This is a genomic window from Endozoicomonas sp. 2B-B, from assembly GCF_053470045.1.
Window position 1 is genome coordinate 5,448,723 of sequence record NZ_JBLZMU010000001.1, and the last position, 22,344, is coordinate 5,471,066.

Annotated in this window: 15 protein-coding genes; 2 read left to right on the plus strand and 13 right to left on the minus strand. The window is 48.7% G+C overall.

The window, feature by feature from the left end; translation table 11 throughout:
* Positions 1-280: 280 nt before the first annotated feature.
* Positions 281-1,294 carry an IS110 family RNA-guided transposase gene (locus ACOMHB_RS20345; protein ID WP_448215063.1) on the plus strand — a complete coding sequence of 338 codons (1,014 nt, stop codon included), beginning with the start codon at positions 281-283 and terminating at the stop codon, positions 1,292-1,294.
* A gap of 308 nt (positions 1,295-1,602) precedes the next feature.
* On the opposite strand, the gene hemE is transcribed toward ACOMHB_RS20345, so the two are convergent.
* The 11 genes from hemE to ACOMHB_RS20400 form a co-directional block, all read right to left on the minus strand.
* Entirely contained in the window at positions 1,603-2,670 is a 1,068-nt protein-coding gene (gene hemE / locus ACOMHB_RS20350) for a uroporphyrinogen decarboxylase (protein ID WP_448217992.1), read from the minus strand.
* A gap of 186 nt (positions 2,671-2,856) precedes the next feature.
* Positions 2,857-4,284 (minus strand): FAD-dependent oxidoreductase, encoded by a 1,428-nt coding sequence (locus ACOMHB_RS20355; protein ID WP_422134896.1) that lies wholly within the window; start codon positions 4,282-4,284, stop codon positions 2,857-2,859.
* 145 nt (positions 4,285-4,429) lie between these two features.
* Positions 4,430-8,887 carry a glutamate synthase large subunit gene (gene gltB / locus ACOMHB_RS20360; RefSeq protein WP_448217993.1) on the minus strand — a complete coding sequence of 1,486 codons (4,458 nt, stop codon included), beginning with the start codon at positions 8,885-8,887 and terminating at the stop codon, positions 4,430-4,432.
* A 416-nt stretch (positions 8,888-9,303) separates the two neighbouring features.
* A complete protein-coding gene (gene aroB / locus ACOMHB_RS20365) occupies positions 9,304-10,395 on the minus strand; it encodes a 3-dehydroquinate synthase (protein ID WP_448218658.1) in 1,092 nt (363 codons plus the stop codon).
* Positions 10,396-10,476: 81 nt separating this feature from the next.
* Positions 10,477-10,995, minus strand: a complete 519-nt coding sequence (gene aroK, locus ACOMHB_RS20370) for a shikimate kinase AroK (RefSeq protein WP_422134899.1) — start codon at positions 10,993-10,995, stop codon at positions 10,477-10,479.
* Between the two features lie 124 nt (positions 10,996-11,119).
* Entirely contained in the window at positions 11,120-11,611 is a 492-nt protein-coding gene (locus ACOMHB_RS20375) for a DUF29 domain-containing protein (protein ID WP_448217994.1), read from the minus strand.
* An 89-nt stretch (positions 11,612-11,700) separates the two neighbouring features.
* Positions 11,701-13,782 (minus strand): type IV pilus secretin PilQ, encoded by a 2,082-nt coding sequence (locus ACOMHB_RS20380; RefSeq protein WP_448217995.1) that lies wholly within the window; start codon positions 13,780-13,782, stop codon positions 11,701-11,703.
* A gap of 265 nt (positions 13,783-14,047) precedes the next feature.
* Positions 14,048-14,575 (minus strand): pilus assembly protein PilP, encoded by a 528-nt coding sequence (locus ACOMHB_RS20385; protein WP_448217996.1) that lies wholly within the window; start codon positions 14,573-14,575, stop codon positions 14,048-14,050.
* Positions 14,575-15,189: a type IV pilus inner membrane component PilO gene (locus ACOMHB_RS20390; RefSeq protein ID WP_448217997.1), complete on the minus strand. Its 615-nt coding sequence runs from the start codon at positions 15,187-15,189 to the stop codon at positions 14,575-14,577. Before ACOMHB_RS20390 ends, ACOMHB_RS20385 begins: the two co-directional genes overlap by 1 nt.
* Complete coding sequence (locus tag ACOMHB_RS20395; protein ID WP_422134904.1) at positions 15,186-15,752, minus strand: PilN domain-containing protein; 567 nt, start codon at positions 15,750-15,752, stop codon at positions 15,186-15,188. Before ACOMHB_RS20395 ends, ACOMHB_RS20390 begins: the two co-directional genes overlap by 4 nt.
* Positions 15,752-16,816, minus strand: coding sequence for a pilus assembly protein PilM (locus tag ACOMHB_RS20400; protein ID WP_448217998.1), 1,065 nt, complete (start codon positions 16,814-16,816; stop codon positions 15,752-15,754). The genes ACOMHB_RS20395 and ACOMHB_RS20400 overlap by 1 nt, the downstream gene beginning before the upstream one ends.
* 532 nt (positions 16,817-17,348) lie before the next feature.
* Here ACOMHB_RS20400 and ACOMHB_RS20405 point away from each other — a divergent pair.
* On the plus strand, positions 17,349-19,826 hold the full coding sequence (locus ACOMHB_RS20405; RefSeq protein WP_448217999.1) for a penicillin-binding protein 1A: 2,478 nt from the start codon (positions 17,349-17,351) through the stop codon (positions 19,824-19,826).
* Between the two features lie 89 nt (positions 19,827-19,915).
* Here ACOMHB_RS20405 and ACOMHB_RS20410 read toward each other — a convergent pair whose 3' ends face one another.
* A complete protein-coding gene (locus ACOMHB_RS20410) occupies positions 19,916-21,166 on the minus strand; it encodes a malic enzyme-like NAD(P)-binding protein (protein ID WP_422134907.1) in 1,251 nt (416 codons plus the stop codon).
* 240 nt (positions 21,167-21,406) lie between these two features.
* Entirely contained in the window at positions 21,407-22,228 is an 822-nt protein-coding gene (locus ACOMHB_RS20415; protein WP_422134908.1) for a thermonuclease family protein, read from the minus strand.
* Positions 22,229-22,344: the final 116 nt, after the last annotated feature.

Genomic DNA, 22,344 nt, shown 5'->3' on the forward strand with positions numbered 1-22,344 from the left:
TGGGGATCTAGTTACGCCATTCTCGGTCAGGCTCCTAGGAGCCTGACCGAGAATAGCGCCCGTAGCGAGGACGGCAGAAAATTGAGGATGAAAATTCGGTTTTGTGAGGAGAATAGCGAGCTATTTGACGAACAAAAGCGGATTTTCAGACCAATTTGCTGCCGCCGCAGTAGGGCAGTCTATTCTCGGTCTAATGGGATGGTCCGCCCCTCCTAAACGGCTTCAAATGAGCCAAAATGGAGTTAACCATTTAAACAGGATTAACCGGAGCGAACCACCCATGACTATTTCAGTACTTGGTATCGATATTGGCAAGAACAACTTTCACCTGTTTGGTGTTGATGAGCAGGGTAGCAAAGTCATCAGAAAGAAGTCGTCCAGGAAGAACCTTCTAGAGTACGTGGCAAATCTGGAGCCATGCATTATCGCTATGGAAGCTTGTGGTGGTGCTCACTATTTGGCTCGGTTATTCAAGAACTATGAGCATACTGTCAAGCTGATTTCACCTCAATTTGTCAAGCCTTATGTCAAGACCAACAAAAATGACTACAACGATGCTGAAGCGATTGCAGAAGCAGCTTCACGGCCCAGCATGCGTTTTGTACCTGTTAAAACATCAGAGCAGCAGGCCTGGCAACTTCTGCACCGCTATCGTCAACAAGCGGTTGATCAGAGAACTGCCCTGGTTAACCAGATCCGGGGGTCACTATTGGAAGAAGGTATTGTAGTTGCCCAGGGTATTGGTAAAGTTCGTGCACAGCTTCCACGAATTCTGGAAGATGCTGAAAATGGACTCCATTCGCTGACTCGTGAGCTGCTACATGGTTTATCAGAAGAGTTGGCCAGTCTTGACAAGCGTATTCAACAGTATGACCAGAAAATTCAGGAGCTAGCAAAAAACGACGACGAATGTCGTCGAATGATGACTATGCCGGGTATCGGAGCCATCACTGCCACAGCATTGAAGGCAGCCATTGGTGATGCGACGTATTTTAAATCTGGTCGACACCTTGCCGCATGGATGGGATTAGTTCCAAGACAGCATTCCACAGGCGGTAAGTCAGTCCTGCTGGGCATCAGTAAACGGGGTGATAAATACCTGCGCACATTATTGATACACGGCGCACGTTCGGTACTCCACTGCCTCAAAAATAAGGATGACCGCTGTAAAAAATGGGTTAGCCAACTTAATGAGCGCAGCAATCACAACGTTGCCGCCGTTGGTCTGGCTAATAAAATGGCTCGGATTGTCTGGGTCATCATGACCCGAAATGAAGTTTACAAGGCTGCATAATGAAGTAAAGGCGGCAGCGGCAAAGTAAAGCATAAGCTTAATCAAAGGGGACCCCCCCGCAGATTGCGATGAGCATGTACAGTTGATGGCAAACAGGTAAAAACCGGCAACCTGAAACCTGATAGGAGCCTTGACCCTTGAGGCCGTCGGACTGATAAGGCCAGGTTGCGCGGATACCCATCAGGGCCAGAGGGTTAGACCTCATGAATAGGCCGTATATATGATTGCAGTTATCTTTGTTTGCTAATTAACAAAACAGGCTCTTGCAAAACGGGGCGGACCATATAAGGCTCCTAGAATGCAACCAGTTATTGTAGGTGGTATCGAGCTGATAATTCATGAACCGCATCGACAAAGACTTTGGCTCTATCAGGCTCGACAAACTGATGAATGCCGTGACCCAGATTGAATACATGACCTTCACCCGGACCGAAATCTCCAAGAATTTTAGCCACCTCTTCTCTTATACGCTCTGGTGATGCATAGAGAACCGATGGATCCATATTGCCCTGTAGCGCGACTTTATCCCCTACACGACGACGTGCACCAGAAATATCTGTCGTCCAATCCAGACCCAGAGCATCAGTGCCCGTTGCAGCCATAGATTCAAGCCACTGACCACCATTTTTGGTAAACAGAATGACGGGCACCTTCCTACCCTCATGTTCTCTGATCAAACCTGAAACAATCTTTTCCATGTACTTTAGAGAAAATACCTTGTAGCACTCTGGTGAGAGTGCTCCTCCCCAGGTATCAAAGATTTGAACAGCCTGAGCTCCCGCCTTAATCTGAGCGTTCAGATAGCTTGTCACAGAATCAGCCAGAACATCTAACAATTGAGACAATACCTGAGGCTGATCAAACATCATCGCTTTGATACGACGAAAGTCTTTACTGGTTCCCCCTTCAACCATGTAGGTAGCCAGTGTCCATGGGCTGCCGGAAAAACCAATCAGAGGTACACGTCCATTCAGCTCCGAGCGGATGGTTCGTACTGCATCCATGACATAACCCAGATCCTTTTCAGGATCAGTAACAGACAGAGCTTCAACATCAGCCGCTTTACGGACGGTTTTTTTAAATCTTGGGCCTTCGCCCTTCTCAAAATACAATCCCAGACCCATTGCATCCGGGATGGTGAGGATATCCGAAAACAGGATAGCTGCATCCAGGTCAAAACGCTCCAATGGCTGAAGGGTCACCTCGCAAGCCATTTCAGGATTCATACAAAGCGACATAAAATCACCCGCCCTGCTTCTAAGCTCCCGATATTCGGGCAAATAACGTCCAGCCTGACGCATCATCCATACAGGGGTGACATCAACAGGCTCTCTCAGCAGAGCCCTTAGAAAGCGGTCATTTTTCAGCTCGGTCATGGGGTTTCCAGAATTCAGGGACAGTGCAGTAAATTTTAAAGAAGGCCGGGACAGACATTTAAAAACCTCGCCCGGCCAAAAGAAACTGCGATGTTACAAAATAAAAGGGGGAGAATACTCATTCCCCCCCTTATTGACAATCTTCCGCCGCTCAGGAGCATCTATCCCGATAAGCTTTCTTCAAGCTCAGACATCGAGATAGTCCATGATCCCTTCAGCCGCCTGACGGCCTTCCCAGATCGCGGTAACCACCAGGTCAGAGCCGCGGACCATATCTCCACCTGCAAAAATTTTAGGATTGGAAGTCTGGAACTTGTAGCTGGACTGCTCTGGCGCTACAACACCTCCCCACTCGTTCAACTTGATAGAGTGGGACTCAAACCAGTCAGCAGGACTTGGACGGAATCCAAAAGCAATCAGTACCGCATCGGCTGCCAGTATTTCCTCACTGCCCGGAACCGGCTCAGGCCGACGACGTCCCTGCTCGTCAGGCTCACCCAGTTTGGTGGTGATGACCTTGACACCTTCTACCTTTCCATTGCCGACAATTTCAACGGGCTGACGATTAAACAGGAACTTGACACCTTCCTGCCTGGCATTGGCCACTTCACGACGGGAGCCGGGCATATTCTCCTCGTCACGACGGTAAGCACATGTGACTGACTCAGCGCCCTGACGGATGGAACTACGGTTACAGTCCATCGCAGTGTCACCACCACCGAGAACCACAACACGTTTTCCTTTCATGCCTATGAAATCAGATGCTTTCTTTTCAAAGCCCAGATTACGATTCACGCTGGAAATGAGGAAAGGCAGAGCATCATGAACACCGGGAAGATCTTCGCCCGGAAACCCACCCTTCATGTAAGTGTAGGTACCCATACCCATAAATACGGCATCGTACTCTGCCATCAGATCGTCCATCAGGACATCTTTACCGATTTCAGTATTCAGTCTGAATTCGACGCCCATTTCGGTAAACACTTCACGACGACGTGACATCACTGATTTCTCAAGCTTGAATTCAGGAATACCAAACGTCAGCAAGCCACCAATTTCCGGGTTCTTATCAAATACAACAGGTTTTACACCATTTCTGACCAGCACGTCTGCACAACCCAGACCCGCAGGACCGGCACCGATCACGGCCACTTTTTTATCGGTCCACACCACTTTGGACATATCCGGGCGCCAGCCCAGAGCCAGCGCTGTATCGGTAATATATTTTTCAGTTGCGCCAATAGTTACAGCACCGAATCCGTCATTCAGGGTACAGGCGCCCTCACAGAGTCGATCCTGGGGACATACACGACCACAGACTTCCGGCAAACTGTTGGTCTGATGGGAAAGCTCAGCGGCTTCAAACAAGTTACCTTCTGAAACCAGCTTCAGCCAATCCGGAATATAGTTGTGTACAGGGCACTTCCATTCACAATAAGGGTTACCACAGGAAAGGCAGCGGTGAGATTGCTGCTTGGCCTGTTTTTCACTGTAGGACTCATAGATCTCTACAAAGTCATTCTTGCGAACCTGAAGAGCCTTTTTTTCCGGATCTTCTCTGCCTACTTCGACAAATTGAAAATGATTGTTAAGTCGATTGTTAAATTGTGACATGGATTTGACCTCATTCGCTGATTGTTTTTATAACGCTCGTGGCGCTGCCACTGCTGCAGCCTATTATTAGCTCAGGGCTGCTGGCTTAGGGCTGCAACGCACACGGCTGTTCTAAAGACTTTCCTTGCAAGCGGTTGCAGGTGCCCTACTCAGGACGCCCGCGTGTACTCGCCAGCAATGAGTCCAAACTGGCCGCCTTTGGCTTCACCAGCCAGAAACGACCCCGATAGTCGTAAAACTCCTCCTGAAGTTCACGCCCCCATTCACTGCCTGTCTCTTTTACATATTCATCCAGAAGACCCATCAGATGAGACTGATAATCTTCCATGGATTCGGTATCAATTCGGTGAATATCCACCAGTTCGTGATTGTAGCGATCAACAAAGTTGCGCTTCAGATCCAATACGTAGGCAAAGCCACCAGTCATACCGGCGCCAAAGTTATGACCTGTTTCGCCCAATACAACGACCAGACCACCTGTCATGTACTCACAACAGTGATCCCCGGCACCTTCGACAATAGCGGTAGCACCAGAGTTCCGCACAGCAAGACGTTCACCGGCACGGCCGGCGGCCAGCAGGCGACCACCGGTGGCACCATAAAGAGAAGTGTTACCAATGATAGAGGTTTCATTAGAATTGAAAGCACTTCCCCGGGGCGGACGGATAATCAGGTTACCGCCTGTCATCCCTTTACCCACATAGTCGTTGGCATCTCCTTCCAGACGCATATCCAGGCCACCGGCATTCCAGACTCCAAAGCTCTGTCCAGCGGTACCTATCAGATTCAGCTTGACCGGACTGTCTGCCATACCCTGATTACCATGACGTTTGGCAATCTCACCCGACAATCTTGCACCAATTGAGCGGTCACAGTTGCTCACCGTGAACTCAAACTCACCTCCTTCACCACTTTCGATGGCTGGCAGACAGGCTTCAACCATAACCTCTGCCAGCTCACCCTTGTCGAAAGAAGGGTTACGTTCAACCTGACAGGTATGGGGCTTATCTTCAGGAATCAGATCGTTGCGGACAATCGGCGTCAGATCGAGGCCTTTTTGCTTGTCAGTGTCACCGGGAAGCAGCTCCAGCAACTCTGTACGACCAATAACATCTTCAAGGCTTTTAGCACCCAGCACTGACAGCCATTCACGCACTTCTTCAGCCACAAAAGTGAAGAAGTTCATGATCATCTCAACTGTACCGATGAAGTGATTTTCCCTGAGATGCTGGTCCTGGGTTGCAACACCGGTTGCACAGTTATTCAGATGGCAGATTCTCAGGTACTTACAACCCATTGCAACCATGGGCGTTGTACCAAAACCATAACTTTCAGCACCCAGAATGGCCGCTTTAACCACATCCAGACCTGTTTTGATACCACCATCTGTCTGAAGACGGACCTTTCCACGCAAATCGTTTGCTCTAAGTGCCTGATGAGCCTCTGTCAGACCCAGTTCCCAGGGAGAACCGGCATACCTGATAGACGTCAGCGGACTAGCAGCAGTACCACCGTCGTAGCCCGAGATGGTAATCAGGTCAGCATAAGCCTTGGCAACACCGGCAGCGATGGTACCAACACCTGGCTCTGATACAAGTTTTACGGAGACCAGCGCATCCGGGTTCACCTGCTTCAAGTCAAAGATCAGCTGAGCCAGATCTTCAATCGAATAAATATCATGGTGCGGTGGAGGTGAAATCAGTGTCACACCGGGTACTGAATAACGCAGTCTGGCAATCAGTTTGTTCACCTTGCCACCCGGCAGCTGCCCCCCTTCACCCGGCTTGGCTCCCTGCGCCACTTTAATCTGCAAGACATCCGCATTAACCAGATAATGGGGCGTTACACCAAAACGACCAGAAGCAATCTGCTTTATTTTGGAAACCCGGTTAGTGCCAAAGCGCGCTTCATCCTCACCCCCTTCTCCCGAGTTGGAACGACCACCCAGACGGTTCATCGCTTCAGCCAGGGCTTCATGGGCTTCCGGAGACAGAGCACCAAGACTCATAGCAGCGGAGTCGAATCGCTTGAGAATGTCTGCAGCTGGTTCAACTTCATCGATAGCCAGAGCCTGATCGGCAGTTTTGAGGCCCATCAGATCACGCAGGGTGGCAACCGGTCTTTCGTTGACCAGTTTGGAGTAACGACGAAACTCTTCATAATCACCCGTAGAGACGGCTTTTTGAAGTTGCTGAACGACATCAGGATTGAATGCGTGATACTCACTGTCATGCACGTATTTAAGCAGACCACCTTGCTGAATGGGCTTTCTCTTCTTCCAGGCAGTCCCTGAGAGCAACTGTTGATCTTGCTGAATAGCTTCAAAGCCGGCGCCTTCAATACGGCTCTGAACCCCTTTGAAACAGAGGTCAACCACTTCAGAAGACAGACCAATGGCTTCGAACAGCTGCGCAGCACGATAGGAAGCAATGGTGGAGATTCCCATCTTGGAAAGAATCTTCAAAAGACCTTTATCGATACCCTTGCGGTAAGCTTTGTAGGCATCCAGTGGGTCTGCGAGAATCTCCCCGGTGCGAATCTGGTCATGAATAATTTCATAGGACAAATAGGGATAAATCGCCGTAGCACCAAAGCCCAGCAGTACCGCAAACTGATGAGAATCTCTGGCTGTTGCCGTTTCTACCAGAATATTGGCATCGGAACGCAGGCCCGTATCAATCAGTCTGTGATGAACAGCACCGGTAGCCATGGCTGCATGCACCGGCAGCTTGTTATCACTGATATTACGATCACTCAGATGAATCAGAGCCTTGCCGTCTCTCACAGCCTGCTCTGCCTCATCACAAATACGCTCAATGGCGGACCTTAAGCCTTCTTCAGGCTTGTAATTGATGTCGATGTAAAGCACATCAAGATCATCATGCTGATGATGAGCATTGATCAGATTCAGGAATTTGGTTGTCGACAGCACTGGCGATTTGAGTACCACACGGCTCGCATGCTCTGGCGTCTCTTCGAATATATTTTTCTCACGTCCCAGGCAGGTTTCCAGGGACATCACTATTGCTTCACGCAAAGGATCGATAGGTGGGTTGGTAACCTGGGCAAACTGCTGCCTGAAAAAGTCATACACAGAACGCACACGACCTGACAAAACCGCCATTGGTGTATCGTCACCCATTGAGCCTACAGCTTCCTGCCCACTCTCAGCCAGGGGACGAATCACCTGATCACGCTCTTCAAAGCTGACCGAGAACATCTTCTGATGAACCTTCAGCAGCTCTGAATCCAGGTGCTCGATCTTGTGATCTTCATCCCTGAAACGGGAACGGATACGATAAGAGTTTTGCTTCAACCACTTTTTGTAGGGCTGTCGAGTCTTCAGCTGCTCATCGATATCGTGGGCCTGATGCAATTCACCTGACTCAACATCAATGGCCAAAACTTCACCCGGACCAACACGACCTTTTGCCACAACATCTTCAGGCTGGTAATCGTAAACCCCCACTTCAGAAGCAACGGTCAGAAACCCGTTTTTCGTAATGACCCAGCGAGAAGGACGCAAACCATTACGATCCAGTGCACAAACCGCACGACGGCCGTCGGTAATAACCAGACCTGCAGGACCATCCCAGGGTTCCATGTGCATGGAGTTGTATTCATAAAAAGCCCTGAGGCCAGGATCCATGGTATCAACATTCTGCCAGGCAGGTGGAACCAGCATTCGGATAGCCCGATAAAGGTCAACGCCGCCGGTTACCAGAATTTCAAGCATGTTGTCGAGGCTTGACGAATCGGATCCGGTTCGGTTGACCAGGGGATAGATCTGATCCAGGTCAGGCAGCAACTCTGATTTGAATTTGTTTCGACGAGCCTGTGACCAGTTTCTGTTACCGGTGATGGTGTTAATTTCACCATTATGAGCCAGTAGACGGAAAGGCTGGGCCAGCTTCCAGCGAGGCATGGTATTCGTAGAGAAGCGCTGATGGAATACGCAGATCGCAGTTTCGAACCTGGGATCACCCAGATCCTGATAAAAGTTAGCCAGATCTACGGGCATCATCAGACCTTTGTAGGTCACTACCTGAGTCGACAGGGAGCAGATATAAAAGTCTTGATCCTGCTCAAGTGCCATGTTGGTGAAGCGCCGTGCCATATAAAGGCGGGCTGAAAACTCTTCTTCTTCCAACTCACCCTGATACCCTACAAACACCTGTTCAATAACGGGTAGCTGATCTAAGGCAATAGGGCCGAGACAGTCACTATTGACGGGTACTTTTCGCCATCCAATCACTACCAGTTTTTTCTTTTCCAGCTCGGCTTCAAGTGTTTTTCTGGCATGATCAGCTACCGCTTCATCCTGGCTCAGGAATAGCATCCCCACAGCGTAGCTGGCTGGAAGATCTTTACCCAGTTGCTCTTTAACAACAGTGCGGAAAAAGGTGTCAGGCGTCTGAATTAATAAACCACAACCATCGCCTGTTTTTCCATCTGCGGCAATACCACCCCGGTGCGTCATGCAGGTAAGCGCTTCTATCGCGGTTGTCAGGAGATTATGACTTTTCTCTCCTTCCATGTGTGCTATAAGCCCGAAACCACAGTTATCCCTGAACTCCCCGGGATTATACAGACCTGCTTTCATAAGCACTCTCTCATCGTAAGTTATTATATACCTTGAAACTTCTGTCACTCTGGAAGCCGGAATGTTCTGTTACCGACCAGGCTTCCAGACGATCATTGTTCTCGTTTTGCCAAGGCGCTTTATTCTATAAAAATGCAGCTCTCCCACCCCCTGCGGTCTTCATACTGTGATGCTGGCTGCATTCCTGGCTCGAGCCAGAACGGCTTTGCTGCGGGGGGGGGTAACCACACACAAAGAATATTAATTCATTTTTATGGATTTTAATTCAAAAAAGAGTATACCCTTAACTACTACTTCATGAAAAATAGGTCGAAGTTGCAGACGTTTAACCTCGCCACAAAAGACAAGGGGCCAACCATTTTACACAGCCAACCCCTGAATCACAAATACATAAAAAGAACAATAAGCAATAAGCTCTATATCCTGCACACCTCACTCAGCATCTTATCAAGCACACCCCGGTCAAACTGTTCTGTCACAATGGCTTTACCAATCTGCTCTAAAAGCACCAGCCTCAATTTTCCATCCAGCACTTTCTTATCGACGGACATCAGTTCAACAAAGCGATCGGGTGACATACCCTCAGGAGGCTCTACAGGCAGATTTGCTGCCTTGAGAATAGCCACAACCTCCTGTACTTCTGCTCTGGCAATCCGACCCAGTCGGCAAGAGAGCTCAGCAGCCATCACCATACCGACAGCAACGGCCTCCCCATGCAACCATTCGCCATAGCCAGTATGTGTTTCAATGGCATGACCAAAGGTATGACCCAGATTTAAAATAGCTCTGAGCCCGGACTCTTTTTCATCCTCTGCCACTACCTGTGCTTTGTCAGAACACGAACGGTGGATCGCGTAAGTCAGCGCCTCCCGATCCCTTGCCATGATTCGTTCAATATTTGCCTGCAGCCACTGATAGAAGGAGTCATCACAGATCAGACCGTACTTGATCACTTCGGCAACGCCAGCAGAAAACTCACGCTCTGGAAGTGTATTCAAAGAGTCAGTATCAATCAGGACAACATTGGGTTGATGGAAAGCGCCAATCATATTTTTGCCCAAAGAATGATTGACACCGGTTTTCCCGCCAACAGAAGAATCTACCTGGGACAGCAGAGTGGTTGGAATCTGAATAAAATCAACACCGCGCTGGTAGGCGGCGGCAGCAAAACCTGTGATATCACCCACCACACCGCCACCCAGAGCGATCAATGTGGTTTTGCGGGTATGACGAGCTTCAATCAAGCCATCAAACACTCTCTCAAGGGTAGCAAGGTTCTTGAACGCTTCTCCATCAGGAAGAATGACTTCTGTCAGGTCAAAGCCATCTAGCAGATTGCGCACCCTATCCAGATAGAGGGGAGCAATGGTTTCGTTAGTGACAACAGCTACTTGCTGTCCTTTGATATAGGGCTGGAGCAACTCAGGTCTGGCAGCACCCGCATATAGGCCTGAACCGATAAAAATGGGATAACTTCTCTCACCCAGATCCACATTCAGTTCAAGGATGTTCGACTCTTCCATCAAACGTCTCTCTCTTTTTCTAAAAAACCTTCCATCAATTAAATGATCCGAAGGCTTCTTCCTGGCTTATGGCAACTTGCCAACGGTTCGGATGATTTCACTGATCAGTGCTTTGGGTGATAGCAACTCTGTATCCAGCTCGATATCGGCAATACTGGAATAGAGCGGCGCTCTGTCACTCAACAGTTGAGTCAGCACTTGCTCTCGATCAGGCCTTTGCAACAGAGGCCTTTTCTTGTCTTTCTCGGTTCTGATCAATTGCGCTGCTACTGATGCCTTGAGAAAGACAACCACTCCACTGGTACCCAGCTGCTGGCGATTTTCCAGTCTGGTCACAGCTCCACCACCTGTGGCAAGAACAATACCCTGTCTGGAACAGAGATCCCGTATTACCTGTATTTCACGCTGCCGAAAGCCCTCTTCGCCCTCAACATCAAAAATCCAGGGAATTTCAGCACCACTGCGTGCCTCAACCTCATGATCTGAATCGAAAAATGGCAGCCCCAGTTCTTTGGCCAACATCCGCCCGATCGTACTTTTACCGGCCCCCATAGGGCCTACCAGATAAATATTTCTCAATGGCATTGTCTTTGTTAGCCTGACTTCCTGCCTGCATGTGAGGCTGAGCCTAGCGCATCCTGAGTCATGCTGACAACAAAAAACGGGAGCTTTCACTCCCGTTTTTTGTTAGATAAATACAGAGATCAACTCAAGGCAGCCAATCTTCTGTCATGATCTCTTCAAACAACCAGGGGCAGCACTCCGGATAACTATCATCAGTCAGCCACTTATGTTTCGGAAGATAGTCATTCATCTCTCGTATTGCCCGCTTCTTGCCTTCTTTGTATGCCGAGACAAATAATCCATCCAACCTTGGCCTCAGCGACGGGTTGGCAAGCAATACTTTGCCAGCATCATCCCTGGCATTGCGGATACTCCCAAACCATGATCTAAACACTTTGGGCTCGGGCATCTGAGGATTCAGGATATAAGTCTGATACTGATATTTCAGTAGGTGCTGCAGCAAAACCACCAGATGAGACTCCAGCGACCTTGGCTCACTCTTACCCATACTCTCAACTTCCTCAATGAGATTATACAGGTCAAGCCGATCAAACTGACGGTTTTCCAGCAATTTTTTCTGCTGCTGCACCCATTGGTAATAGTCAGATTCGTATAGGTGATTGGAGCGGCCATCCATAACAAGATTCCTCTATCATCGCGGATTCCATTATAGGGCATTTTTTCGGAAGCGATCCCGAAAGGCCTGAACCTTTCGGGATTCAGGAATTAACGCAGAGTAATATTATCACTGACCACTCGAGGTGTAATGAAGATCATCAACTCGGCCTTGTCATCTGAATAGGTATCTTTTCTAAACAATCTTCCAACATAAGGAATATCGCCCAACATTGGCACCTTAACTGTCCCTTTCTTTTTCTCCCTGGTAAATACTCCACCCAGAACAATTGTTTCACCATCTCTGACCAGCACCTGGGTATTCACTTCATTCTTATTAATGGTAGGAACACCATTAGGCGCATCAGCACCCTGAGAGTCATTGGTAACCGTCACATCCATAATAATACTGCCCTCAGGCGTGATCTGCGGAGTCACTTCGAGAGACAGCACGGCATCCTTGAAAGCTACAGAGGTCGCACCACTGGATGTTTTCTCTTCGTAAGGAATTTCCTTACCTGACTTGATCACTGCTTTAGTCTTGTCAGCGGTTATCACTTTTGGCTGAGAAACCGTTTCACCACCACCATCTGACAGAATGGCTGAAAGCTCAAGGTTCAGCAGAGTACTGTTGGTTGCAAAACCAATCGCCAACGTTGCGGCGTTTGCTCCAGTCACGCCAAAATCTACAAAGGGAGCGTTGTCTGGCAACTGAACAGTTGGCACACCATCGACGATAGTCGCCTGAGTCCCCTGACCACCGATAGCTACATCCCGATTGGCTGAACGATCAAAGTCTGTCGCGCCTCCCCACTTTACCCCCAGATCACGCACATAGTCGGAGTCCATATTGACAATCCTCGCCTCAATCATCACCTGTCTGACAGGGATATCCAAACGTTGAATCAGAGCTCGCAGCTCATCCAGCTTCTCCTGAGTATCCTTAACCAGAAGACTGTTAGTACGAGCCACAACCTGAACCGAACCACGCTCAGTCAGCAGAGTGGTCTCTTCCCCTTCACCGGCAAGAACCGTCGCAATCTCTTGTGCATCAGCGTAATTGATCTGAATCAGATCGGTGTAAACAGGCGCCAGCTCACGAATCTGCTTGTCATTCTCCAGTTGCTGACGTTCCCTGGCTGCAATCTCTTCGGCTGGAGCCACAGTCAGGACATTACCTTCAAGTCGCTTGTCCAGACCTTTTGATTTGAGAACGATATCCAGAGCCTGATCCCAGGGCACATTCTGCAGACGCAGTGTCACATTACCGCTGACCGTATCTGAGGCCACCAGATTCAGATCAGTAAAGTCAGCAATCAACTGAAGAACAGCGCGCACTTCGATATCCTGAAAATTGAGGGACAGTTTGTCTCCCTTATAGGCCAGACCTTTCCGGTCACGACCATAATCTTTATCGGATACCGGCTTAACACTGACTGTCAGTGTGTTATCTGCCTGATAAGCAAGGTAGCTATAATCACCCTTGGGCTCGATAACAACCACTGCATTCCCGTCTTCGACCTTGGCATCAATGAATTTTACGGGAGTAGCGAAATCAATGACGTCCAGACGGTTGCGTAACCTGCCTGGCAGAACATTTCCCTGAAACTCCAGACGAATGCGACCACCCAACTCATTCATATCCATTGGAATGTTGGGATCTGCGAGCGAAATAACAACATTACCCTCTCCTTCCTCCCCCCTCTGGAAATCAATATGGGTAATACCCTGGCTGGCAGGATCAGCCAGAGGCGCACCAGAACTGGCTACTGTTGGAAGAACTGAACGGGTATCAGAACCTTCTGCGCCCACATAAACGTAGAGCACATTACCGTCCGCTTTAGTGGTAAAACCAGCAGCTGTTTTCAAATTAACAACGAGCCGGGTTCTGCCTCCAGCCTCAAGCACGGTGACACTCTCTGTGTTCTGAAAGCCAACTTCATTATATTTGGGCAGATCGCTGCGGGTGAACGGTAGATCCAAAGAAATCCTGGGAGGCTGCTCTATCGTGTAACCCTTTGCCTCAGGTGCAGGGCCGTCGAACATCAGCCGCAGCTCTACGATATCACCCGGCAAGGTGCCAGCATCCATTTTCTTGAGTGTTACACCCCAGACAGAAAGCGGCAACCACGCCAACACCATATACAGCAGCATTCGTATTGCGCTGGCTTTCAACACGGGCTTATTATTCATCTAGTGAACCCACTTAGCATTTTAGAATTGTTGTTCTAATCGGCATGACATCAGAAAAATCCAGTTTCCTGCAGCGATGTCGCCTACCTTGTCATATCAGCCATGGGAACTCTCATTACAGCAAGTATTTCAACAGGCACTATAACGAGAGCCATACCTTGTGTCTCCACGTCAAAAAAAGACGTGATCTGTGAGGTATGCACGGCAAAGCGGGAAATCCATTTCGAAACTGATCGGACTGTCCTTGCAAACATATGTTTAACGATCAGGGTTGGCCAAGATCCAGCCTCATACTTCTGGGTCTTTCAATCCAGACGTCAGAGCCCGCAGGCACTATTTCGATAATTCGCAGTTCACTGTCGTCGATGTAAGTGATTCGACCGTGGTTTTTACCCAGATAATCACCCACCCTGACACGGTGGATGCCGTCGTCACCACGGATCAAACCCCAAAGCCCATCGTCGTTGCTGATAGACCCCACCAGAGCAAAGGTTTCGATATCGAACTGCTCCAGGTACTGTCTGGCACGACCATTGTCAGGTTTGACATTACTGCTGAGCGCCCGGTCAGAGGCTTGCAACTTGACCGGCGGCTCAAAGGGGCTTCTTAAACCAGAAGCACTGTAAGTAAATGCCTCGTAGGGAGTAAAGGTCGGCAGCGGTTCAATTCTTCCGGAAGGCTTGGATTTCATCTCAGCCATATACTGGTCAAGATCACTGAAACCACTGTTTCCGGAACAACCCAACAACGTACCTCCGGCACAGACAATCAGAAGTCTTTGTAAATACTTCATTACTGAGACTCCCTGTCGTTGTAGCGATAAGTTCTGGCCAGAATCTCCATTTTCAGCATCTGCCCATTTTTTTCCGGCGTGATAGAAAAGTCATGAAGCGTCACAATTCGTGACAGACTGGCCACTCCACTGACAAAATTGCCAATATCATGGTAGTTACCACCGACTGAGATACTGATTGGAAGCTCAATATAAAACTCTGTGGCTTTTTCAGGCTGCAACTTGATGGTCTCAAACGTCAGACCAGCACCACGACCGGTGAAAGTAATATCTTCCAATAATCCGGGCACTTCAGTGTCGCTCGGTAACTGTTTAACCAGAGCACCAAAGGAAGCCTCCATCTGTTCCATCTGAAGCCGGTAAGCATCACGATTTGCAGCCTGGAAAGCCTTGATTCTGAATTGATCTTTTAACTCTTTCTCTTTTGAAATAACAGTGTCGTAAGTTTTCTGAAGATTACTTAAGTGCAATTGATAACCCAGAAAAAGCACCAGCCCGAGGGTCAGTACGCAGGCAACAACCCTGACCGGCAATGGCCAGCCACCGACATTTTCCAGATCCAGTTCTGCCAGATCCAGCTCATTCAGTTTTTTTAAAGAATCTGCGAAACTCATGATTCGTCTCCGGCTTCTTTCTCAGGCGATGTTCGAATCACAGTCAGATCAAATTCATTCATCCGTTCTCCGCCAAGGGTCACCTTTCGTACAGCGGTCAGATTGGGATCGGAAAACCACTCAGAGGAATCAAAATTACGCATCAAGCTGGAAATACGATTATTCGACTCAGCGACACCCACCAGCTTGAGAGTGTCTCCCTGAAACTGGAGGCTCTTGAAGTGCACCCCGTCAGGAATCAGTCGAGCCAGCTGATCAAACACCCGAACAATGATAGGGCGGTTACCCTGCAAATTTTGTATGACCTCCATGCGCTCCAGAAGCTGGGTTCGCTTCTCTCTGAGGCCTTTGATTTCAGCAATACTCTTGTCGAGTTCAACAATTTTATTCTGAAGGTACTGATTCCTGTTTTGCTGGTGACTGATGGCATTTCCGGTGTAAATATCTGCCATGAAAATCATCGCGCCACCGGCCAATATGGTCATCAGCCAAGCGGCGATAAAGCGTTTTTTGCGCTCTTCCCGAAGTTGTTCACGCCAGGGGAGAAGGTTAATCCTTGCCATTAGTCAAAACTCCTCATGGCTAATCCACAGGCGATTATCAAAGCCGGAGCGCTGCCGGTTAATTTACTGGCATCCACTTTTGGAGAGAGCGCCATTCTGGCAAACGGATTGGCCAGCAATGCCTGTGTTCCAAGTTTGTCCTGAACCAGAGCAGCCAGTCCTGGAATAGAAGATGTCCCTCCGGCCATCAGAATGGCATCCACATCATTGTATTGACTGGAGGAATAGAAAAACTGCAAGGATCGTGAAACCTGCTGCACAACCGCCTCTTTGAAAGGCTCCAGAACTTCAGGTTCAAAATCGTCTGAAAGCCCCCCTTCACGTTTGGACTTTTCTGCTTCTTCAGGGCTTAGGCCATAGCGTCGCTGAATCTCATCAGTAAGCTGTCGACCACCAAATAATTGTTCGCGGGTGTAAATAGTCTGACCATTACTCAACACACTGATCGAAGTACTGCTGGCACCAATGTCAACAATAGCAACCACCGGATCTTCCTCTGGAAGCTCCAGCATATCACTGACCAGTTCGTAGACTCTTTCCATGGCAAATGCCTCGACATCCACCACTTTGGCTTTGAGACCACCAAGTCCAAGAGCCTCTTCACGCATTTCAACATTATCACGACGACAGGCAGCGAGAAGCACCTCAGCCCGCTCAGGGTTATTTTCCTTCAACCCAAGGACTTCAAAATCAATAGCTACTTCGTCTAATGCGTACGGAATATACTGATCGGCTTCTACGGTGATTTGTGTTTCCATCTCTTCATCACTGAGAGAGGAATCCATTTCGATGGTCTTGGTGATGACAGCTGAACCGGAAACAGCCACTGCAGCATTTTTCACACTACTGCGACTGCGGGAAACAGCTCTCCTGATAGCATCACCGACGGCCTCAGGCTCCTGAATGACATTTTCAACCACAATTCCGGGTGGCAAAGGTTCTTCACCGTAGGCTTCTATTCGGTAGCCCTTACTGCCACGACTCAGTTCCAGCACCTTCACTGAGGTCGAACTGATGTCCACTCCAAGGACAGCACTTGTTTTATTATTAAACAGCCCAAACACAGACACGATTCCTGCTTTTTTCACCACGAGACGTCAGTTTGATCGACATCAATACCCTGATGTTTGTCTCTCATGGCGGCTTTAGTTATAAAAATTCCCTATATTTTTATTTAATAACAGTCCGTTCAAATGCGCAACGAAAGGAACCTTTCGAATCCACTTTATTTCAAACAGATCACGCTATGCACCTTCCCGTGGCTGCTTTTTAATCAATATACCCAAGACAAAGCCTGTCGATTTACCCACTTTGCCCAAACCGTATCGATAACTATCCGATATCGATGACAGAACACATCGTCCAACCGGCACAGCCCTGAGCTGAAACAGTCATGAGCTAAAAACGCCCTTCAACCCTCTCTGGATAGAGAATCATGCTCGCGATAAACGAATATAAAACCGAACATTACATTAACTAACGATCCGGATTCTAGGGAAATTGAACATTTCCCTTTATAATGACCCTCCTGTAACTGCCAGGAGACTGTCTATTCCCGGTCAGCCTCCCCAAGCCAGAACTGGACATCAGCCAAGCATGAATCGATCGGTAAAAATTTTAAAATTTCTGCTCTGGAGCGGCCTGGCAGCCGTCAGCGGCATCACCCTGATAGCAGCCAGCGCCTATCTCTATCTGAGCCCTTCGCTGCCCTCAGTTGACACCCTGCGTGATACTCACCTGCAGACGCCTCTGCGTGTCTTTTCAAAGGACGAAAAACTGATCGCAGAGTTTGGCGAAATGCGTCGCACACCTATACACTTCGCGGACGCCCCTGAGCCTCTGATTAAAGCTTTCATGGCAGCTGAAGATGACCGTTTCTACCACCACCCCGGCGTCGATATCATGGGTCTGATGCGAGCTGCTGTGCAGCTGGCTTCAACCGGTCGAATCCAGTCAGGAGGCAGCACGATCACCATGCAGGTGGCCAAAAACTTTTTCCTGAGTCACGAACGGGTCTTCTCCAGAAAGTTCAACGAGATTCTGCTGGCTATCCAGATTGAACAGCAACTGACCAAAGACGAAATTTTTGAACTCTATCTTAATAAAATTTATCTGGGTAACCGCGCTTACGGAGTAGAGGCTGCGGCACAGGTTTATTACGGTAAATCGATCGATGAACTCAATCTGGCTCAGTGGGCCATGATCGCGGGCCTGCCCAAGGCTCCTTCCCGTTACAACCCGATCAATGATCCAGAGCGTTCACGGATTCGCAGAAACTGGATTCTTGGCAGGATGTATGACCTGGGTTATATCAACCAGGCTAATTATGAAGAGGCTTTTAAGGCCCCGGTGACGGCTAGTTACCATGGTCCTAAGATCGAACTGCAAGCTCCCTACATCGCCGAGATGGTTCGTCAGGAAATGATTGAGAGGTTTGGCCCGGAAACCTACTCGGAAGGTTTCAAGGTTTACACCACTGTTGACAGTACCTTACAAAGGTCTGCCAACGAAGCCGTTGCCAATGGTCTTTTTGAGTATACAGAGAGACATGGATACCGGGGACCTGTCAGCAACCTGAATGAGGACGACGATGGTAAGCTCATTGTTCAACAGGAAAAAGATACAACGGCTTTCTGGAAAAAGACCCTGAAAGAAACCCATTCTGCCGGTGTCCTTATACCAGCCGTGGTCACCGCCGTAGCAGATCAATCGGTGACAATCCTGATGAAAGAGGATAAGACCCATCAGATTGACTGGGACAATCTCAAATGGGCAAAGCCTTATATCAATGTTAATGCCTATGGCTATAATCCCAAACAGGCGTCTGACATTCTGAAGGCAGGTGATCTGATCTGGGTACGAAAGATGCCTGACGGCCGCTTCCGTCTGAGCCAGGAACCCCAGGCTCAATCTTCTCTGATTTCCATGAATCCGGAAAATGGGGCTATTCTCGCTCTGGTCGGCGGCTTCAATTTCTACGACAGTATGTATAACCGTGCCACTCAAGCCATCCGTCAAGCGGGGTCGGCTTTCAAACCTTTTATCTACATGGCCGCTCTTAATAAGGGACTGACCGCCGCTACCATCATCAATGATGCTCCCGTTGTTTTTGCTGATCAGGGACTTGAAGGCGTCTGGCGCCCGAATAATGACAATATGAAGTTCAATGGCCCAACGCGGCTCAGAGAAGGCCTCTATCGCTCACGGAACCTGGTCTCGATTCGGATCCTCAGGCAAATTGGTGTTAAGCGAACTGTGAACTTCCTGATGAAGCTGGGATTGCCTGAAGAGACCCTGACCCGAAACCTCTCTCTGGCATTGGGTAACGTTTCCATGACACCGCTGGAATTGACCACAGGCTACGCTACGATTGCCAATGGCGGTTACAAAGTCACGCCCTACCTGATTCAGAAAGTCGATGTTCTGGATGACACAGTATTCGAGGCCAACCCGGTTATTGTCTGTCGGGACTGTCGTAAGGTAGGGACGCCTGAGGAGGGATTTGTTTCAGAGCAAGTAACTGAAACCTCAACACCCTTGACGGGAGACGAACCTACGGCCTCCCTGAACATTGTCAATGAAGCTGAGTCTGTTATGGACAGCCGAGTCAACTATATCCTCAATGACATCATGCGCGATGTCATCTGGAAAGGCACCGGTAAAAGAGCAAGAGTCCTTGAACGTCACGATATTGGCGGTAAAACAGGCACCACAAATGAAAGCAAGGATGCCTGGTTTGTCGGATTTAACCCCGATGTGCTTACCAGTGTCTGGGTCGGCAAGGATAACTTCTCCACTCTGGGCCGGTGGGAGTTTGGAGCTAATGCCGCTCTACCCATCTGGATCAGTTACATGAAAACTGCTCTGGCAGACCAACCGGTAAGACGCCTGCCCCAGCCAGGAGGCATAGAAACGGTTCGAATTAATTCGAAAACAGGGCAACTGGCAAAACAAGGCGATCCTGAAGCTATTTTCGAACTGTTCAGGAAAGAAAATACTCCCAAGAGTTTTAGCGAGGGAAGCCTTCCCTTACTGGAAGAAAGCGGCTCACTCAAACCAGAGGATTTGTTCTAGCACTCAGTCAGGTGCAGAAGCTTACTTAGCAAAAAAAGCCCTCGCCTGAAATCAGGGAGGGCTTTTTTTATGACGACTGAATCTCTGGTCTAAATATCCTCCAGAGACCTCAAAGGATAATGAGCAGGATAAGGCTGACGAGCTACACCAGAATCCACAGCAGCTTTTGCCACTGCGGCAGATACAGAGCCCAGCAAACGAGGATCAGTCGGTTTGGGAATAATATATTCCGGACCAAAGATTAGCTCAGCCCCCTCGTAGGCATCGACAACCTCCTGGACAACTGCCTCCTTGGCCAATTCACGAATTGCCTGAACAGCGGCTACTTTCATCTCTTCATTGATGCGACTGGCTCGAACATCCAGAGCACCACGAAAGATGAATGGGAAGCCGAGAACGTTATTAACCTGGTTCGGATAGTCAGACCTGCCTGTTGCCATAATGACATCAGAGCGCACTTCTTTGGCCAGCTCTGGACGAATTTCAGGATCAGGATTGGCACAGGCAAACACAATAGGATTCTCAGCCATTTTTGCCAGCTGTTCCTTAGACAAAAGGTTTGGCCCAGACAGACCCAGAAAAGCATCAGCCCCACTAATTGCATCGTCCAGATTACGGCAATCGGTCTCAACCGCGAACAAAGCCTTATACTGGTTAAGGTCATCACGCCCTGTGTGGATAACGCCTTTACTGTCCAGCATAAAAATATTGGCTGGATTCATGCCACAGCTGATCAACAACTTGACGCAAGAGATGGCTGCAGAACCAGCTCCGAGACAGACCAGACGGGCTTCTTCGATCTTCTTGCCGGCAATCTCAAGAGCATTCAACATACCTGCCGCAGTAACGATTGCAGTACCATGCTGATCATCATGGAAGATAGGAATATCGCACTCTTCAATCAGACGACGCTCGATTTCAAAACACTCTGGTGCCTTGATATCCTCAAGGTTAATACCACCAAAACTGCAGGCAACCCGCCTGACTGTATCAATGAAATCCTGAGGACTTTGGCAGTCCACTTCCAGATCAATGGAATCTATTCCGGCGAAACGTTTGAACAGCAGAGCCTTGCCTTCCATCACAGGCTTACTGGCCAGCGCGCCAAGATTACCCAGACCAAGAATCGCAGTACCGTTACTGATCACTGCGACCAGATTACCTTTCATGGTGTATTTGTAGGCATTTTCAGAGTCAGCAGCGATTTCACGCACTGGCTCTGCGACGCCCGGGCTATAGGCCAGAGACAGATCCTTGGCAGTCTCCGCCGGCTTGGTCAGTTCAATCGAGATCTTTCCGGGTTTAGGCTGAGCATGGTAATCCAGGGCGGCTTGCTTCATATCCTTGTACTTTAATCCTAATGAAAATATGAGGTCTTAAGTGTGGAGAATATAGGATCACTCTTTGTCGAACAAGGATTCGGTAGACCAGAAAAGTATATCTACAGACCGGATACCCAAATTAATGCTCAGTAACGAAATGTCTGTAGCGCAGGCAAAACATTTTGTGCCACCCTTAACTATGAACAGAATACCTTTCACAGAAAGAGCACAGACTATCAAGTGATGCTCATCAGAACACTATTCCAGTTTTTGGACGCCATCTCGACTGTAAATACCTACCATCCAACGCTTGTAACGACGTCCTCCTTTATTTTTTTCCTCGCGATCCACCAGCCAGCCTCTGAATTCAATACGCTGACCTGCCAGACCTTTTAGCCACCCTGCATCTACAGAAAACTTGGGCACACGAATAACCACCGGGCCATCCATTTCCACCCATAAGAAATCACTTTTTTTGGAACTCGCAACCTCAACGACTTTGCCCCTGAGTACTCTGAAACCCGGTTTCAACCCGTTGTCCTTGATATCCAGAACAGGATTTTTTGACCAAACACCTGCTTTCTCTTTTCTTGCTTCGGCTTCCTGCCGCTTCAGACATTGCCGATAAGTATCAAGCTCCTCAGAAAAGAGTTGGTAACCCAGGCCTTTTTCAATGAGCAGTGACTCAATGGATCGACCATCCATTAAAAAGGGATGGGCAAGTACTCGACCATAATGGTCTTTTCCAACGACCTGAATCCTGATTTTTTGCGTTCCTGACAGCAACTTTTTGAGGGCCAGAGAGGCTTCATCTCCGAAGGGTTCTGACGGCTTTTTTTCATAGGCTATTTCAGGTGTATTGATGGAGGGGAAACGAATTTTACGACCATCCTTCAACCACAATGAATCGCCGTCAACAATATAATCCCACTTTACAGTTTCTGAAGGGCCACTCTGAGTGCAGGTCTCAATGGCAAATGCGGGGGAGATCAGGCAAAACTGCCAAACACAAAAAAAGGCGCCCGCAAAAATGCGAATCGCCTTTTTTGCACAGCCAGCAAAGTCAGAAAAGCTCATCATACTACCTTTAGAATCATTCTCCGAACAAGCATAGCGGTATTTTCAACTCACACTATTCCAAGTTCATGACTGTTCTATAGCTTACGACTGTTTCTGATTCGTGGCTGTCCGGCTAA

Coding starts and splice junctions, on each gene's coding strand:
- ACOMHB_RS20385 (WP_448217996.1), bottom strand. CDS start 14,575: ATGAAGTATTTACAAAGACTTCTGATTGTCTGTGCCGGAGGTACGTTG.
- gltB (WP_448217993.1), bottom strand. CDS start 8,887: ATGAAAGCAGGTCTGTATAATCCCGGGGAGTTCAGGGATAACTGTGGT.
- ACOMHB_RS20355 (WP_422134896.1), bottom strand. CDS start 4,284: ATGTCACAATTTAACAATCGACTTAACAATCATTTTCAATTTGTCGAA.
- ACOMHB_RS20375 (WP_448217994.1), bottom strand. CDS start 11,611: ATGGATGGCCGCTCCAATCACCTATACGAATCTGACTATTACCAATGG.
- ACOMHB_RS20405 (WP_448217999.1), top strand. CDS start 17,349: ATGAATCGATCGGTAAAAATTTTAAAATTTCTGCTCTGGAGCGGCCTG.
- ACOMHB_RS20390 (WP_448217997.1), bottom strand. CDS start 15,189: ATGAGTTTCGCAGATTCTTTAAAAAAACTGAATGAGCTGGATCTGGCA.
- ACOMHB_RS20415 (WP_422134908.1), bottom strand. CDS start 22,228: ATGATGAGCTTTTCTGACTTTGCTGGCTGTGCAAAAAAGGCGATTCGC.
- ACOMHB_RS20380 (WP_448217995.1), bottom strand. CDS start 13,782: ATGAATAATAAGCCCGTGTTGAAAGCCAGCGCAATACGAATGCTGCTG.
- ACOMHB_RS20395 (WP_422134904.1), bottom strand. CDS start 15,752: ATGGCAAGGATTAACCTTCTCCCCTGGCGTGAACAACTTCGGGAAGAG.
- hemE (WP_448217992.1), bottom strand. CDS start 2,670: ATGACCGAGCTGAAAAATGACCGCTTTCTAAGGGCTCTGCTGAGAGAG.
- aroK (WP_422134899.1), bottom strand. CDS start 10,995: ATGCCATTGAGAAATATTTATCTGGTAGGCCCTATGGGGGCCGGTAAA.
- ACOMHB_RS20345 (WP_448215063.1), top strand. CDS start 281: ATGACTATTTCAGTACTTGGTATCGATATTGGCAAGAACAACTTTCAC.
- ACOMHB_RS20410 (WP_422134907.1), bottom strand. CDS start 21,166: ATGAAGCAAGCCGCCCTGGATTACCATGCTCAGCCTAAACCCGGAAAG.